Here is a 17,573-nt window from a genome sequence, read left to right as displayed (position 1 = left end):
TAGAATGCCTGCGAATATTATCCTAGTTTATTGGCAATTTAACAACTCGTAGTGTGTAAGGTTATTCCTGATTGGTTGATTTTTAGACTTAAAATAATGACAAAGCACTGTCTAGTTGCTTGGCAATACGGTTATTATCGCCAGGGCAAATACCGTATGCACAGCGATAATAGCGGCCAACAAAAACCACAGAAGCGCTTAAAGCGCTTCTGGTTTACCTAAATAGTAGCCTTGGCAACCATCAATAAATATTGCATCGAAGGCGTGTTTTTCTTGCTGCGTTTCAACTGCTTCGGCAAGCACTCGAATACCGAGTCTATGTGCTAAATCGATAATTAAGCGCAGGAAGTATTGATTGTTTCGATCACTATGTATATCGCGTGTATAACTACCGTCAATTTTTACGTAATCGGGTGATAAATCACGAAAGAACTTAAACGAGGTCATGCTCTTGCCAAAATGTTCAACACAAACGCGAGCACCAACACGGTGAGCCATTTCAATAAAGTACTGACTCGCTGCGATATTCTGCTCAAGGCCGTATTCACTGACTTCAAATACCAAGCGTTTGGCAATGTCGTGATCACGCATTAAACGTCGTTCAAGCCAAATAATAAAGTGTTGATCGTGAATAGAACGAATCGATAAGTTGATACCAAACATATGGTCGGTTAAGACCCTTTGTTTTATTACCGCTAATGACTTTTCAATAATTAAGCGATCGACGAGGACTATTTTATCCAGTTTCTCGGCCATGGCGATAAAGGTAGCAGTGGGCAATTGCTCTGCTTCAGAGCTTTCAAAACGAGATAAAATTTCGTGATAAATACGATTGTTACGACCACTGGGTTGAATGATTTGTTGTCGCATCGATACGCTTTGATTTTCAATCACAAAGTCAATTTCACGACTCCAATCTTGATTACCAAAGCTGGCAGAGTGACTATTTAATAAGCTCTGTTCTTGTTGCATATACCAAGCATTTTTATTACGCGTTTGCGCAATGCTTATGGCGGAGTCCGCTAATGCAAGCAACTCGCCTAGGCCCCGTGAGGCGTCGATTTTTACGATGCCTGAATAGGCAATAGAGTCATAATCAGATAGTTGTTGGTATTCGTTAAATATGCTGGTGAGCTCGCTACAAAACGTTTGTGCTGCTTTGATGGTGATATTAGGTAAAAACGTCGCGAAATCTGCACCATTAAGACGAAATACCTTGGCACCTTCTAGATTTTGCGTTTGTTTTTTTAGAATATTTGCTACTTGATTGACGTAACGATCACCTTCTTGATAACCGTGAATTTTATTTATCGTTGCTAACTCGGCGCAACGACTGATCACTAATGCACCAAACGCGCTACCATTATGTTGTTCAATATATTGTTCATAAAAGCCAATAAAACCGCTGCGATTTTCAAGCGCCGTTAAGGAATCGACATACGCCGTTTGTTCGAGCTTTTGGGTGCGTATCATTTTATTGGCGATAAACGTTTTGAGCTCGCTCAGCTCTTTATTTACGTCATCAAATTCGGTTGGTAAGCGCAGCGCGTTGTCGGTTTCTTTGTTGTTTATCGTCGTTTTAATTTCACTGGCGATGTTTTTTGATATTTGTCTCGAGGCTTTGCGATATGAGCGTTTAGTCAGTGAATGGGTGATGATGCTCCCCATCATCAACATTAAGAGAGCTAAACCTAAAATAAATCCTGAAATACGATTGTAGACTGCGTATACGTCATCGTGATTAAGTTGGTAATTAACGGCGATACCTAAATTTTCATTCGTCGTTTTAGTCGTTGCTAGGTTGCGTCCGAGTAATTGCCATAGTGGGTGGCTATCTTGGTTGGTTTGATAACGATAAATCGCTTGATTGTTTAAGTCCGTAACATCAAGGCTGTCATAGCGAAACGTATCTTTAAGTTGCTTCGATAAAGCTTTTAGGTCACTACCGTTATAGCTTTCTAAGATATTTGTTAAACTTTGCTTGTGAGTTTGTTGGGCATTTTCAATAAAGCCGTTAAGCGTAGTTGCGCTGTAATAAATATATCCCGCAACCATGATCATGGTAATGATCAGGTTTTTTAAAAAGATACGTGAAAATGACGACATGCTTATTGCCCGTTCCTTAATTTTATTGTTTTGGCGAATTTGGGTTGAAAATCCATCTTATTTACCATGTTCTTATCCCTATTTCGAGCATTGTACGTGTTGTTGCTCGTATGCGCATCATGCTCGCTGCTGACAGTTTACAAAATTTAGCCACTAAGACCTATATCAGCTTGCTATAAAATATTAAAAATTGTTAGTAAAAGCAATGAATTATTAGCACTACATAGAACAAATAGCTAACCCATGTAAGTGGCGGGCGCTTGACGTTTATTGGCCGATGCAATCCGTCTGGTATTTGTCATCGTCTTAAAAGAGGATACTATCTATATGATTTAGTTTGATAAATTAGAGTTGGCTAATGGTACATGATCGCACACTAGCGTAACGAGAATTATCAAGGAAGCGAACTAATGAATGTAGAAAATTGTGATATTGTCGTGATCGGTGCAGGCTCGGCGGGCTGTGCGCTAGCATATCGACTTGCTGAACAATCTAATTTACGCGTGGTACTGTTAGAAGCAGGCAGCGGGGCGCGTAACCCCATGCTACATATTCCCCTCGGCTTTGCGTTTTTACAAAAGCCGCACAAAAATAACTGGGATGAAGTGACACAAGCCGAACCAGGTTTGTTTAATCGAAGAGTGGCACTCCCGCGTGGCAAGGTACTCGGTGGCTGTAGCGCAATAAATGGTATGGTCTATGTGCGTGGTCAGGCTGAAGATTATCAGCGTTGGGCTGAGTTGGGTAATGAAGGTTGGTCTTATGCTGATGTGTTGCCGTATTTTAAACGTTCAGAAAACCATGCTGCTGGGCAAAACTTCTATCATGGTGTTAAAGGTCCCTTACACGTTGCTGGCATCAACACGCCTTTCCCGATATGTGACGATTTTATCCAAGCAGCGGCTGATGCTGGTCATGCCTTTAATAATGACATCAATGGCGCTAGCCAAGGTGGCGTAGCGTGGTTCCCTACCAACATTAAACAAGGTCGTCGTTTAAGTAGCGCCAGCGCCTTTTTGCGTGCTGGAAAAGCATTGACGAATTTACAGGTGATATCGGATGCGTGTACGGAGCGGATCGTTATGAAAAATAATCGCGCCGTCGGAGTCGTATATCGATATCGCGGGCAACAGACACAGCTCAACGCCAATGTCGAAGTGATCTTATCTGCCGGTGCAATCAACTCCCCTAAGTTATTGGAAGTATCAGGCATTGGCCAATCTCAGCGCTTGAGCCAACTTGGTATCGAGCCGTTGATTAATTTGCCCGGTGTTGGTGAAAATCTTCATGATCATTGGAATTGTTATTTGGTGCAAAGTACCCAGTATGGAGCAACCTATTACCATGAGAGTAAGCCAATAAAGTTACTTCACAATATGCTTCGATATATTTTTAAGCGGCAAGGTTTTTTGGCAAACCCGGCTGCACTGGTCAGTGTTTTTTATGAAGCATTAGACGATGCGGACCGCGCTGATGCACAAATCCACTTCGCCCCAGCCGCCAGCGAAGTCGATAAACGCGGTAATATGGTACCGATTGATGGCGTTACGGTTGCTGCCTGTGGACTGCGACCAACCAGTCGCGGTTGCGTCCATGTGACAAGTCGCGATATGAATGCTAAACCTGCGATTCAAGTGAACTATTTGACCAGTGACTATGATCAGCAGGTGGCGGTTGCAGCATTTAAAAAGATGCGTGACATTGTCCAAGCCTCAGCAATGAATAAGCTGGGTGGCAGTGAGCTTAAGCCGGGTAAAGAGGTTGTCACAGATGATGATATCTTAAGGTATATTAAGACAACAGGGGAGCCTGTTCACCATTTGGTGGGGAGTTGCAAGATGGGGCACGATGCTATGGCCGTGGTTGACCCAAGGTTGCGAGTTCATGGTGTTCAAGGGTTACGAGTCGCCGATGCCTCAATTATGCCAGAGATTATTTCCGGCAATACCCATGCAGCGTGTGTTATGATAGGTGAAAAGTGTGCAGATATGGTCTTGGCTGATCAGTATGCTCAGACAAAGGCTACATCTTAGCCGAGCCTGTCGTTTGGCAAGCATCTTTGCCGTTATACCTTATTGTCTGCATCGTCTTAAATACACACTAAGATATTGATATGTAATGAATAGAGCCAATTGGTAACGCCGTTGATTATTTACCAAAAAATGCCAATTTATTACGCTTTAGTCATATCCGTTTACGACAATTTTAGGTAAACTGACAGAAAGAGGTGAACTTTTGTTGTCACCTCGGCGTCAAACACAGTACATTTAACTGAGCTTTTATTTGTTGGGAACTCTTTATCATCATCGACTTCAACACGACTCGGCCATTGCTTGTTTTTGGCGCTTGCACATTCATACATGATTTAATACGTAACCTTTTATGACTCTACTTATTGTTTATTTGTGTATCGCCATTGGCGTATCGTTTCTTTGTTCTATTCTCGAGGCGGTTTTACTGTCGATCACGCCCAGCTTTATTGCCCAAAAAGAGAGTGAACAGGCCCGTGGTGGCAAAATGCTCGCGGACATTAAAGAAAACCTCGATCAGTCTATATCGAGCATCCTCATTTTAAACACCTTTGCTCACACCATGGGGGCAGCAGGTGTCGGTGCACAGGCTATCCGTGTTTTTGGCGAAAAATGGGAAACGTTAATTGCGTTTTTATTAACGTTAGCGATTTTGTATTTATCCGAGATCATCCCAAAAACCTTGGGCGCGACATTCTGGCGACAATTAGCCGTGCCATCGGCTTATTTGATCAAAATTCTCGTCAAGCTTGTGTTCCCGCTGGTGTGGATTTCAACGCGTTTAACCAAGTTGTTTTCAGGGAAAAATAATCATGGTACATCGCGTGAAGAAGTGCTTGCGGTGGCAAGTTTGAGCTATCGAGATGGTTCTTTGGTCAGCCAAGAAAACCAGCTTGTCGAAAATATCCTTAACCTACGTAACTCGAAGGCGGAAGATATTTTAACACCACGTTCGGTAGTACATGCGCTAAATGAAGATACCTGCGTTGCCGATGCACTAGCGATAGAGCAAACCGCAAACTTTACGCGAATTCCTGTTTATAAGGACAGTATCGATAATATCACCGGTATGATCATCAAAGGTCAGTTGTATGAAAACGACAGGCAGGGTAAGGGCGATTTACCGTTGAAGGCGATTGCTAAGCCGGTTTATCGTATTTCTGAGAGCTTCCCGGTACTCAATTTGCTCGACTTGTTTATCAAGCGTCATGAACACCTATTTTTAGTGGAAGATCACTTTGGCCAAACGGCGGGTATCGTGACATTAGAAGATGCCATCGAAACCATATTAGGTCGTGAAATCGTTGATGAAAGTGATAAAGTCGAAGATATGCAAAAGCTGGCGAAAGCTAAGTATCGACAACGTCTGCGAGAAAAACTACGCCGACAGAACGCCGACCAACTGACTGATTAAGGTAAAAATCACAACAAGCCCGCGCACTATCTCTATGACGCGGGCTTTTTTTGGTTTGCTGATAACATGCGTCATGTTTAGGCGCACATTGGCGCTGCAGTTAATCCCAGTACGCCATTAGGTGCAATGACCCGGTCGGTGATCGGTAGGCGTTGATGCTCAGCGAGCAAGTTGGTAAGACGCTTGTGTTATTTGCGTGGCCGGTGTTTCACGAGGTGCTCGTTTAATGATGTCGTATTTATGGCGGATGTTGCGTACATAATTGACAGGCTCTGCTCCACGAACATAACCATAACGTGCTTTCGAGGCGTATTTCGCTTGTGATAATAGCAACATGGCACGTTCAACGTGACCAAACCACACATCATCTTGCCAACCTTTGTCGCGTGCTAATCGACGAGCATCAAGAACATGACCATAACCCGCATTGTATGATGCTAGGGTGAACCAAATTTGTTGCTCTTCAGGAATATCTAGCTCTTTGATTTGCTTGGCTACCCAGGCCATATATTTGACCCCCGCATGAATGCCATTTTCTGGCGTTGTTATGTTGTTTATATTGAGTTGTTGTGCGGTTTGCGGCATCACTTGAAACAGCCCTTGAGCGCCAGCATCAGAAAGGGCATTGGGATCAAAGCGACTCTCTTGATACATTTGCGCGATTAATAGCTTGGGATCAAAGTCGTACTTGATGGCGTACTTTTCGACGAGTGCATCATAAGGGGACAGTGCTCCGCCATCTTGCAGAGCATAATAGGCATCACGGTGGCGTTTAATCAAACGGTTATTCTCAAAGTATTTATTGTGAATGACATTGTAAAATACGCTACGGTAAGTGGTTCGTATGTAACCGTTAATTTTTGCTTGTAGGGTTTTGCACCCTTGTTTAAACAGCCAACTTTGCGGTTTTCGTTCACCGATAAAAATACTTGGCGTTACGTTTTCGTTGAGTTTTTTCTCAAGGCCAATAAGGTGATTATCAGCCAGCGTTACATCAACATCGCCGTTGGCAACAGCGGCGATTAAACGGCTCGTATCGAAGCCTTCGGGGGCTGCGGTTACGGTCATCTGCGGTATGTGCTCTTGCAATGCTTTTAACGTAAACCAATAAGAGCTATCTTTTGCAACGGTGATGTTGCGATATTTAAGATCTTCGAGGCTACGGATAGGTGGATCGTCAGCACCCGTAACAATTTGCTCGGTCGCATAATGATAGGGCCGTGAAAAGGCAAAGCCTTGTTGATGATGTGCTTGTGGCGAATGAAAACCAAGGGCAATATCGGCTTTCCCGGTTTTTACCAGCTCAAAGAGTTCACTGTCGTTAGCGGCAACGACGATTTCGTAGCGCAGGTTGTGACGCTTGGCAAAGTCACGCGCCAACTCATAATGGAACCCCATCAGTTGACCTTTCCATAGATAATACGACGACATGACGTTTTGCATGGCAAAGCGTATGGTGCGCCGCTCGCTAATATCATCCCAAGAGGTTTTGCCTTCGTCTGAGGTCACGGTTGTCCAACCTTGTTGACGAAGAAACTGGTCGAGGCTGTTTTTAAGGGCAAATGACTCCTTGCGCACTGCCCATGCGATGTCTTTGGCACGATTGGCTTGGATACTTTTAACTATATCTCGTCGGTGTTTTAATGCGGATTTGAGGATATGACTGTCGATAATGGTCAAGTCAAATTGACCTGTAGCAACACCTTCTAATATCTCATTAAGTGACTTGTGGCTGGCAATTTCAACGATATTTATGTCAGGGTAAACCTTTGCTAAGCCAATGGCCGTTATTGCATAAGAGGTACCCGCTTGAACGGCGATGGTCCGCCCGGCCAAATCCGTTGCTTGATGCAGCGACTCACTGTGACGACCATGGATGATGTATTCCGTGCTATCAACAATTGGCAAGGTAAAATCTACATGATGCTTGCGCAGATCACTAACTGCCATGTTGGCGGCAATGACGTCACCTTCGTTAGCAAGTAACGCTGGGATTAACTGGTCATATTGTTGCTTACGGATAAAGCGCAAAGTGAGATTATGTTGCTTAGCGTAACGCTGCAAATATTGCTGGTCGCGGGCGACAAACGAATCGGCTGTTGAGACAAAATCGTTAGCACCTTGCCATACCAGCACTCGCAACTCACCTGACTTTGGTGATGTGGCGGCAATATTTTTGGCGATGGCTTGTGTATGGCATGCAAAAACCAACAATAATGCCGCGATGAGCCTGGTAATCGTATTCGGCTTGCATGCTGCGTTATTGTTAATTTTAGTCAGTATGTCAGTGGTAACCGAATACCTCAATGAATACCCCGTAGCGACCTTATGTGGTCTAACATTGTTGTTGATTATGAGTTAAGCATAGTGAAGGGATGACGATTTATCGAATAAATCGCCGTTGATGATGGATCTGTCACCCGCATCATGCCACTTGAGGCGAGTGATGAGATTGTGTCTCTTGGGGATAGATTGTTGCGCGGAACAAGGATATATTGCTCACTATTGGATAATACCAATCCCATTAAACTTTTGCTCACTCTGAACGGGGTAAAAGCTAGTGGGATTGGTATAAGATATTATGCGTGCACGATATATGTTGGAACTCGCTGTGGCAGAACAAAAATTAAAACACTTTTACATTGCCGAAGATCAATCGATTTATTTGCTCAGCTCAAAAGATGCTGCAAAGTTAAAGAAATGGATAGATTTATGTGTGCGTCAGCTTAATCGTTTAGGTTATCGTGATGTTGAGATGATTGGCAAAGGCGCTTATGGCTTTGTGTTTGCCGGTATTAATGAGCAGGGGGCGTCGGAGGTCTTTAAATTCTCGCGACTTGATTTGCCGATGCATGTTCAGGATAGGTTGGCTGAGGAAGCGCAAATGCAGGCGACCATAGAGCACGTCGCCATTCCCAAAATATACGATTATCTGAAAATAAAACGCCAGTCGATTATTCACATGAGCCGCGCCATTGGTGAAGATTTAGATGTGATTTCTTTGCGTCAGGGGCCACTATCTACGGAACAAGTGGTCTGCATTACGGTGCAACTTATGACGTTACTGCAATACATCGCTGATCCGCGCAATAATCGTGTTGGTAAGCCGTTAGTGCATGGTGATATCAAGCCGTCGAATATGGTTTGGGACGAGGCAACGCAGCAACTGCAGTTAATTGATTGGGGCTCGTCGGTTTGGGCGCAAGTCGATAAACAAGGTCAAACAACGGCAAATAACGTTATGGACTTGATGAGTAGCGACTTACAGCAAACCAATGCCCGTATGGGAGATATCTATTTCATTGGCGAGGAACAGCTCCATGGTGCGTTATCGTCACCACGGTTTGATGAGCAAGGTATGGCGGCAACCATTTACGCTTTAGCATCGGGCCAATCGTGTCGCTACGGTTATAAAGTGATCACCGCAAGCTCACTTGGCTTACCGCAAATATTGGCTAAATCTCTTGATGTGATGTTAGGTGATGATCCCATATTCCGTCGCCAAGCTGCGGATTATTTATTTGCGAATTTACCGTTGTTAAAACGTCTGGTTCTTAAAGATACGCCAACCAAACCACGCGCTGAACCGCTCATCCCTGTAAAGCTTAAGCACCACCATGAGGATATGGACACGGTTGTCTATGGTTCGCGTAAATCGTTTTTACGTGAACAAGGCAGCGATCAAAGCCTTATCGACGTTGACGATGTGCAGCTGGAAAAATATTATAAGAATTACTTAGCGGGCATGGGCGCAACCGAAAAGGCGTTTATCGCCGCAGTCAGTCGTCTCGCCAAATATCCCGTTGTAGGTGGCCTGGCTATTCGTTGGGAAAAAGATGGAGTCTACGTTGATTCCAATATTACTTTGTTTGACCCCGCGCTAGAGTATGCGTTTCAATCCGCGGTCAATAATATGATCCGCTTGGCACAAGGGATCCATCGTGTCGGTATTTTTAAATCTTGCTTGTTTAATGCCAAAGATACCCTGCATTTTGAGCGTGATGATGCCAGTAAGCCGTTTGTTAATGATGAGCAGGTGATCCCTTTTGATGTATCCGCAACGACCGATATTGATAACGTCAGTAAACTGCACTCTTACTTTGAAGACGGTAAAGATCCTGACGAGTATCTGCATTTGCCTGATGATATAATGCGCGTATTGAAAACCTTAAATGGCATCCATCATACCGGTTGTATCATTTTTGAGGTGCTGGAAAAGCACTTGAAAATCCACAGTAATCTAATGCTACTCGATCATCAAAAGCAACCAGAATTCGAACGTTGCTTGGCTGATTTATTGGCGCTACTGCCGACCATTGATCAACTCGGTATCGCTGGATTTATGAAATTACCGTACAAGGATACACGCTTTTTTGAGCACATTAACCAAATGCCTGAGCAGTTTTATCCGAAAAACCCTAGGGCGTGTTAATTTTTGCTGAATCAGTCTACTGAGAGATGGCATCAGTGTTGCCTTGGTTAAAACGATTTTAGCCTCAACCCAAGCGGCACTGGCTGTTTTTCGGCCTCGTTGTATTAGCATGCTTTCATATCGAACAACCAAAACGTGGTTCATTCTGTTTTGCGATTACAAAAATCGCTCATTGTGGAAAATTTAAATAATGGTTAACAGGGCCTAAGACGATGCGTTAAAAGCGGTAGCAATCATCCTTAGCCGGTGACGCACGCGCACTCTAACTCTACCTAGTCTGGTAATTTATTCTTGGTTCACGCGGTAAGCTTTAGTATCATTTATCGGCATCGACACCAGCAAACGCCGTCAAGGAATAACGCAATGGCCGCTCTGCAGTTACATGCGGGTAAAACCGCTTATGAGCAAATTCAACAACATGGTTTACAGCAAGGGCTTTTTAAAGCGTTAATTGGGGCAAGTGGCGGACCAAAGTGGTTTGTGTTGGCCGGTCTTGATCGCTATTTTTGTGGCGAGTTTTTTAACAACCGTCAATCGCCTTTATATACGCTTGGCTCATCTGCTGGTGCCTGGCGATTTGCCTGCTATGGTCAGACTGATCCGCTAGCGGCAATGAACCGCTTGATTGACGGGTATGCGAGCTTACACTATCCCAACAACGCGACTATGAAACAAATATCGATCCAAAGTGAGCGATTGTTGGCGGATGTGTTGGGCCAAGATGGCGCCACACAGATCGCCAATAATCCGATATTTGAAAATCATATCGTAGTGGCCAAATCCAAAGGCTTAACCCGCTATGAAAATAAACCGGTACAATTACTGGGTTTACTTCACAGTGCACTCAGTAACAGCATTGACCGGCGCCGTTTGTCTCGTCATTATCAACGCCTAGTGTTTAGTCGCAACCCCCAGCAAGTGCCGTTTAATTACCATGATGGTATCGATACTCAGTTGGTATCATTGACGGCTGACAACACCTATCAGGCGCTATTAGCGACTGGCGCGATCCCTTTGTTGGTTCATGGCGTGCAAGATATTACCGGTGCCGGTTCGGGGATGTATCGAGATGGTGGTATTATTGACTATCATTTTGACCAGCCATTCTTAGCACCACAAACCTGTGCCGATCGTGTTAATGAGCTTGGCAAGCCGGGCTTGGTGCTGTACCCGCACTTTTATCATCAGTTCAAACCCGGCTGGTTTGATAAGTTTTTACCGAAACGACAAGCCAACCCTGCGTATTTTGATAACGTGCTGGTATTGTCACCAACGGCCGACTTTGTTGGTCGTTTACCGTACCAAAAAATTCCCGATCGTGAAGACTTTAAACACCTTAACGATGAGCAGCGCATGCGTTATTGGCGTCAGGTTATCAGCCTGAGTCATGAGTTAGCGGATGAGTTTTCGAACTTGGTTGGCCGCGCTGATGCGCACCAACATGTACAACTCATGACGGTGCCAGAACAGTCTCGCTAAGCCTTGCGCTGTTGACATTGGTCGCAGGCATGGCAAGGTCATTGTTTAGTAATGATCTTTGCTGGCCACCGAATCAACTGAGGTAAATAAACTGTTATAGACTTTCATGGCATGCGCGTCGGTCATGCCGGATAAATAGTCGGCAATAACTCGTTGTGGGTTGCATCCTCGCTCACAAGCATTAAGCCACTGGGCACTGGTTTGCGGTGGCAATAACCGCTCAGGATCACTGGCAAACGCTTCAAACAGCTCCATGATAATCTGTTGACCTTTGTATTCCATGCGCTGGATGTCTGCTTGCTTGATCACATAACGATAAACATAATCTTTAAACAGTTTTAATACGCTTGCTTGGGCAGGAGGTAGGGCGGCATTGTAGCGCAATAACGGCTCTTGAAATGTGTGCTGCGGTTGATCATTTAAATCGACCAACTCGATAGCGGTGATCAAATAGTTAACTAACATGCCGATCGCATCTTTTTGTAAATACCGCTTACCTGAAAACAGTTTTTCGGTGATGTCATCGCTATGCCTATCAATAAAGGCATCATCGATTTTTTTTAATGGGATCACCACCGCTTGATAAAAACTGTCGTAATTGACCACATCGGTTACGATGGCATCTTCGAGATCATGAATGCCGTAGGCGATGTCATCAGCGAGCTCCATAATGGAGCAATCGAATGATTTAAAACACGTTTTATGATGACCTCGGGAGTTTTCTTGATGGCTCTGAAAGCGCTCTTTATCTTGGTCGCTAAGCGGTGACAGAATCCACTCTAAGATGTCGAGATCGTCATGAAATAAGCCTTTAGGTGGCAACCAATCATTGGCCTTGAGCTGGCGAAAATTAACGGGGGGAGTTCGGTTTTGTTGATTGGTTAAGCGGTCGATAAGTTGCGGGTATTTTAATAGGCCGAGTAATGTACGACGTGACAAATTCATACCATAGTGTTCGGTATAGGGTTCTAATTTACTGACGATGCGCAAGGTTTGGCCGTTACCTTCAAAGCCGCCAAACTGATGCATCATGTAGTTTAAGGCAACTTCACCACCGTGACCAAACGGCGGGTGACCAATATCGTGAGCCAGACATAAGGCTTCAACGAGGGCATCGTCACTTGGCAGTAAAAACTCACAGTGGCGAGCAAATTTGGATCGCAATTGGGCAACAATGCCCGAGCCAATTTGTGCCGCCTCTAGGGAATGTGTTAATCGAGTGCGATAAAAATCGCTTTTCCCTACGCCCATCACTTGTGTTTTGGCTTGCAAGCGACGAAACGCCGCAGAGTGCAGTATGCGCGCTCTATCACGTTGAAAGGGGGAGCGATGATCTGACCGTCGAAAGGCGTGCTCTGAACGTCGTTGTAACCAATTCTCATTCATCATCATAGGCGGCATCACTTGGGCAGTTGGTCTTTTTAACATACCCAAGTTTTGCGCAATTGGCAAACCTAACACGCTTGCTAAGTTGTTATAAATTATCGTTAATTTATATGTTTTCTCGGCGCCGTCGCGGTGATGAATACATATGTTTTAGGCGCGGTAATCTTGTTGAAAGTGGTCAACCCACATCGCCGTTGCGCCACAAATCGCTACTGGCATTACCACCAAGTTAACGATAGGTATCATCGCCGCAATCGCCACCCCGCTGCCAAAGCTAAAGCATTTACCTTTGTGCTCGGCCAGTTTGCCGGTCATGTCTTCAAAAGCGACTTTTCGGTTATCAAAAGGGTAATCGCAGTATTGGATTGCCATCATCCAAGCAACGAATAAAAACCAGATCAGCTGGCCAAAGACAGGGATAAGCCATAGTAAAATAAAAAAGCCGATGGCGCGAGGAAGGTAGTACATCAGCTTACGCCATTCGCGTTTTAACGTACGCGGAATGTCTTTAACCACATCCAAAAAACCGCTATCGCTGATCTCGTATCCGGCGAGCATTTGTTCCATTTTTTCACTGAGCAAACCGTTAAACGGCGCAGCGATCCAATTGGCAAACGTGGAGAAAAAAAATGAAAAAATCACTAACGCGCTGATGTACATTAAGGGCCCAACAAAAGTCGTTAGCCAAGCCCAACCGTCAGGCAACCATGCGTCAAAGGCGGCTACCCATTCTGCAATATGGAGGCTAAGGTAATGAAATGCGACTGAAAAAAGAATCAGGTTAACAGCCAATGGCACGAACACAAAACGGCGAATACCTTTGCTGCGAATTAATTCAAAGCCTTTAAGAAAATAGCCGATCCCACTGTTGGCTGAAGGTTCAAGCTGTGCCGTACGCATAAATCACTCCTTAGAACGTCGGTTCGCTGCATTTGCAGCGTCAATAAGCAATGTTTGTTCAGTGACGTATCGATTAAATTTTAACGGTTTAGCATGAAATATAATCGAGCAAGGTCAATAGGCTTTAGTATACCCAAACTGGGGGACGCGACAACAACGAAAAATGTTACAAAGCATGTGTTTATTTGCTACAGTGGCAAACAGTTTTTATTAAGGTGATATCGGGATTTTGAGTGTATCTAACCGATATGAATGAGCTACCTTGATGCCCTTTTATATTGACTTTTGACGATAATTTGCTTGTATGCGCTTAAAAAAAATTAAACTTGCTGGCTTTAAATCTTTTGTTGATGTGACGCACGTACCCTTTGAGCAAGATATGACCGCGATTGTTGGCCCCAATGGTTGTGGTAAATCAAATATTATCGATGCAGTACGTTGGGTGCTCGGTGAGAGCTCGGCGAAAAACTTGCGCGGTGACGCAATGACGGATGTCATTTTTAATGGCTCCAGCGCACGTAAACCGGTTGGTCAAGCCAGTGTTGAATTGGTATTTGATAACAGCGATAACAGTTTATCAGGCTCTATGGCGGATCGCAGTGAGGTATCCATTCGTCGCACGGTCAATCGCGATGCGCAAAACACCTATTACCTTAATGGCAGTAAATGTCGTCGTAAAGACATTACCGATATTTTCCTTGGTACAGGGCTGGGGCCACGCAGTTATGCCATTATCGAGCAGGGCATGATCTCTCGGCTTATTGAGTCAAAACCACAAGAGCTACGAGTCTTTATTGAGGAAGCTGCCGGGATCTCAAAATATAAAGAGCGCCGTAAAGAGACCGAAAACCGTATTCGTCACACCCGCGACAATCTTGTGCGCCTTGCTGACATTCGTCAAGAGCTAGCGGTTAATCTTGAAAAATTGCATGGCCAATCACAAGCGGCGATACGCTATAAAGCGCTTAAGGCTGATGAGCGAAACGTCAAAGCGGAACTTGCCGCTATTCGTTTTCAGCACTGTCAGCAAAAGCTTGACTCATTGGCAAAGCAACAAAGCCAGCAAAAAAACATCCTTGAACAGTTGTTAGCGCAACAACGTGCCGCCGAGCGCCATATTGTCGATGCTCGGGTTAAACAAGATGATGGCAGCGAAAAGCTTAACCAGTTAACGCAACAAAAGTTACAGCTAACCTCAGCTATTGCGGGGCTAGAGCAGCGTATCGAGCACAATAAGCAACAGCGTACCCGTTTGCAAAAGACAATCGAACGTCATCAACAAGAAAGAGCGCAACTTAAAGAACACATGCAAAGCGTTGATAACGTGCGCCACAGTGCGACAGCCTTGCTTGAAAAGCTCAGTCCAGAGCTTGAAAAACAACAACAATTGGCGCGCAATATCAGTGATGAACTCGATGATGTGATCACCCGACAGCAGGCATGGCAACAACATTGGGATACATTACAAACGTTGCACGCCTCCTTTCAGCAAAACGTCAGTATTAATCGCACCCATATCGAATCGACGCAACAGTTGATGGCAAAAACGGAGCAACGCATCGAGCAATTGCGCGGCCAAGTTAATGATAATAAGCATCAAGCATTGCAACAACAATTGACCAACATGAGCAATGAGCAGCAAGATATTGCGATGCAGTTAGCGACCCTACAAGATGGCGTAGATCAAATCGATGATGGTGTCGAACAGCAACAGCTTGCGGTGACCGAGCAGCAACAGCAGGTTGCTAAGCTGACGCAACAAATACAGCAGTGCCAAGCGCGTTATGATGCGTTGGTTACCGTCACGGAAACACAAAACGATTGGCAAAAACACCAATCGCAGTGGTTGACCAGAGCAGGTCAGCAGTCACTAACAACGTTATTGCAGCAACTGGATGTTGAGCCTGGTTGGGAAACCGCGGTGGAAATGGTGCTTGGTCATTGGTTGCAGGCACACCTGGTCAGTGAAAACGTTGATGTCAGCGGCGTTGTCACGGATTTGGCACAAGGTATGCTGATCATTGAGACACAGCAGGCCAATCAGGCGGAGCGATTGGATGACACCAGCAGCCTGTTATCAAAAATTGCTAATGCGCAATCGTTGACCGCTTTGTTTGCTCATATCCGTATCGTCGACGATGTTGCAGAATTGATGCAAAAACGGCAAACCTTAACCGCTGAACAATCGCTGATTTGTGCCGAAGGCATTTGGGCTGGCAAGGGGTGGCTACGCAAGGGAATTTTGGCTGATGCTGATGCCACTCAGCCAGATCTGTTACAGCGCAAAGCTAAGTTGAGAGCTATTGAACAACAATTAGGGTTACTTGAGCCGCAACACACGCAAGCACAACAGCGATTAGACCATAGTGAAGAGACGTTGCATACCTTGCAAGCAGAGCAACGCCAGTTAGTGCAACGTCTACAGCAACAGCAACTGCAACAGCAACAACATCATCATCAACAACAATTGTTAGCGCAACAATATCAACAAACACAAAGCGACTACCAGCACGTTAAAGCGCAGTTGGCAAGCCAAGAGTCGTTATATCAGCAAGAGCTCTCACGTTATCAGCAGTTGTTAGAGCAGCAACAGCAACTTGATAAGGATAGACAGGCTGATCCGCATGCTCGACAACAGCTGATAGAGCAACGTGATGCACTGCAACAACAGTATCGCCAATATCAGCAACAACAACGCGAGATCACTGAGCAATTGCAGCAATTACGCTTACAGCAGCAAAAAGCGGAACATGATCTGAGCAATGCTGAACAAACATGGCAACGCGAGCAACAGCGATTGACGCAACTTGACGACCAAAGCACGCGGTATCAACAGCAACTGCACGATAGTCAAAGACCGTTAGCGGAGCAACAACAGGCGTTGCAGCAGCTGTTAACGCAAACCAGCGAATTGGACAAACAGCAGGGGGCTATTCATCAACGAGTACAGCAATCCAATAACGACATCGATAACTTCAATCGCCAACAACATAGCTTGATGCAAGACATCACCGCGGCGCAACAACAGTTACAACAGTTGGTCGTTGATAGCGAAAACCATAAAGTACGCGCGACCACGGCAAAGGAGCAGTTAGTTGAGCTACGCCAGTCATTGCCTGATGTGATTGCTCGCTTGGCGAGCCATGCGACGGAAAGTCAGTGGCAGGTAAAACTGGCGACCATTAGTAAACAAATCAGCAAATTGGGGGCCATTAATTTGGCTGCCATTGATGAATTTGAGGCACAATCACAACGTAAGCAGTTTTTAGACAGTCAACATAATGATTTGGAACAGGCCTTAGAAACATTAGAAGGGGCGATAGCCAAAATCGATCGGCAAACAAAACAGCAGTTTAAGCAAACGTTTGATCAAGTGAATAACGATCTTAAATATCTGTTTCCTAAGGTTTTTGATGGTGGAAGTGCCTACTTGGAACTGACCGGAGATGATTTGCTTGATACCGGTGTGAGCATTATGGCAAGGCCACCGGGCAAAAAAAATAGTACAATTGCGTTACTTTCCGGTGGTGAAAAGGCGTTAACCGCATTATCATTGGTATTTGCGATATTTCGACTTAATCCCGCACCATTTTGTATGCTCGACGAAGTGGATGCACCTTTGGATGATGCAAACGTTGGTCGCTTTTGTAAGCTTGTCAAAGAAATGTCGCAGACAGTACAATTTATCTATATTAGCCATAACAAAATTGCTATGGAGATGGCCTCGCACTTAACCGGGGTTACTATGCATGAGCCTGGCGTGTCCCGCATGGTTGCGGTGGATATCGACGAGGCTGTGGCTATGGCAGAAGCAGGTTAGAAAGAG

10 protein-coding genes are annotated in these 17,573 nt (G+C 44.9%); 6 read left to right on the top strand and 4 right to left on the bottom strand.

All coding sequences use genetic code 11. The features are described from left to right. Positions 1-198: 198 nt before the first annotated feature. A complete protein-coding gene (locus ACAX20_RS09765) occupies positions 199-2,106 on the bottom strand; it encodes an EAL domain-containing protein (protein ID WP_371185822.1) in 1,908 nt (635 codons plus the stop codon). Between the two features lie 410 nt (positions 2,107-2,516). Between ACAX20_RS09765 and ACAX20_RS09760 the strand changes: the two genes are divergently transcribed. Both ACAX20_RS09760 and ACAX20_RS09755 read left to right on the top strand, forming a co-directional pair. Then, the gene (locus ACAX20_RS09760) at positions 2,517-4,139 is read left to right on the top strand and encodes a GMC family oxidoreductase (protein ID WP_371185820.1); all 1,623 of its coding nucleotides are present in this window, start codon (positions 2,517-2,519) and stop codon (positions 4,137-4,139) included. Between the two features lie 349 nt (positions 4,140-4,488). Next, positions 4,489-5,550: a CNNM domain-containing protein gene (locus ACAX20_RS09755; RefSeq protein WP_371185818.1), complete on the top strand. Its 1,062-nt coding sequence runs from the start codon at positions 4,489-4,491 to the stop codon at positions 5,548-5,550. A gap of 159 nt (positions 5,551-5,709) precedes the next feature. Here the strand turns inward: ACAX20_RS09755 and ACAX20_RS09750 are convergent, their stop codons facing one another. Next, complete coding sequence (locus ACAX20_RS09750; RefSeq protein ID WP_371185816.1) at positions 5,710-7,761, bottom strand: transporter substrate-binding domain-containing protein; 2,052 nt, start codon at positions 7,759-7,761, stop codon at positions 5,710-5,712. A gap of 13 nt (positions 7,762-7,774) precedes the next feature. Between ACAX20_RS09750 and ACAX20_RS09745 the strand changes: the two genes are divergently transcribed. The 3 genes from ACAX20_RS09745 (at position 7,775) to ACAX20_RS09735 (ending at position 11,461) form a co-directional block, all read left to right on the top strand. Beyond that, positions 7,775-7,912: a hypothetical protein gene (locus ACAX20_RS09745; RefSeq protein ID WP_371185815.1), complete on the top strand. Its 138-nt coding sequence runs from the start codon at positions 7,775-7,777 to the stop codon at positions 7,910-7,912. 234 nt (positions 7,913-8,146) lie between these two features. Next, positions 8,147-9,982, top strand: a complete 1,836-nt coding sequence (locus tag ACAX20_RS09740) for a protein kinase domain-containing protein (RefSeq protein ID WP_371189636.1) — start codon at positions 8,147-8,149, stop codon at positions 9,980-9,982. 363 nt (positions 9,983-10,345) lie between these two features. Next, positions 10,346-11,461, top strand: coding sequence for a patatin-like phospholipase family protein (locus ACAX20_RS09735; RefSeq protein ID WP_371185814.1), 1,116 nt, complete (start codon positions 10,346-10,348; stop codon positions 11,459-11,461). A 45-nt stretch (positions 11,462-11,506) separates the two neighbouring features. Here ACAX20_RS09735 and ACAX20_RS09730 read toward each other — a convergent pair whose 3' ends face one another. Further along, positions 11,507-12,850, bottom strand: a complete 1,344-nt coding sequence (locus ACAX20_RS09730; RefSeq protein ID WP_371189635.1) for an anti-phage deoxyguanosine triphosphatase — start codon at positions 12,848-12,850, stop codon at positions 11,507-11,509. Between the two features lie 147 nt (positions 12,851-12,997). Further along, positions 12,998-13,747 carry a sulfate transporter CysZ gene (cysZ, locus tag ACAX20_RS09725; RefSeq protein ID WP_371185813.1) on the bottom strand — a complete coding sequence of 250 codons (750 nt, stop codon included), beginning with the start codon at positions 13,745-13,747 and terminating at the stop codon, positions 12,998-13,000. A gap of 304 nt (positions 13,748-14,051) precedes the next feature. On the opposite strand from cysZ, the gene smc reads away from it, so the two are divergent. Next, complete coding sequence (gene smc, locus ACAX20_RS09720) at positions 14,052-17,567, top strand: chromosome segregation protein SMC (RefSeq protein ID WP_371185811.1); 3,516 nt, start codon at positions 14,052-14,054, stop codon at positions 17,565-17,567. Positions 17,568-17,573 lie beyond the last annotated feature (6 nt).

The sequence above is a fragment of the Thalassotalea sp. Sam97 genome, from assembly GCF_041379765.1.
In the GTDB taxonomy this organism is placed as follows: domain Bacteria; phylum Pseudomonadota; class Gammaproteobacteria; order Enterobacterales; family Alteromonadaceae; genus Thalassotalea_A; species Thalassotalea_A maritima.
This window is presented reverse-complemented; position numbering and strand designations above follow the sequence as displayed.

Bases quoted from the DNA above. Each gene is read 5' to 3' on its own strand.
- ACAX20_RS09745 (WP_371185815.1), top strand. From the start codon at position 7,775: ATGAGCCTGGTAATCGTATTCGGCTTGCATGCTGCGTTATTGTTAATT.
- ACAX20_RS09760 (WP_371185820.1), top strand. From the start codon at position 2,517: ATGAATGTAGAAAATTGTGATATTGTCGTGATCGGTGCAGGCTCGGCG.
- ACAX20_RS09740 (WP_371189636.1), top strand. From the start codon at position 8,147: ATGTTGGAACTCGCTGTGGCAGAACAAAAATTAAAACACTTTTACATT.
- ACAX20_RS09755 (WP_371185818.1), top strand. From the start codon at position 4,489: ATGACTCTACTTATTGTTTATTTGTGTATCGCCATTGGCGTATCGTTT.
- ACAX20_RS09730 (WP_371189635.1), bottom strand. From the start codon at position 12,850: ATGATGAATGAGAATTGGTTACAACGACGTTCAGAGCACGCCTTTCGA.
- cysZ (WP_371185813.1), bottom strand. From the start codon at position 13,747: ATGCGTACGGCACAGCTTGAACCTTCAGCCAACAGTGGGATCGGCTAT.
- ACAX20_RS09735 (WP_371185814.1), top strand. From the start codon at position 10,346: ATGGCCGCTCTGCAGTTACATGCGGGTAAAACCGCTTATGAGCAAATT.
- smc (WP_371185811.1), top strand. From the start codon at position 14,052: ATGCGCTTAAAAAAAATTAAACTTGCTGGCTTTAAATCTTTTGTTGAT.
- ACAX20_RS09765 (WP_371185822.1), bottom strand. From the start codon at position 2,106: ATGTCGTCATTTTCACGTATCTTTTTAAAAAACCTGATCATTACCATG.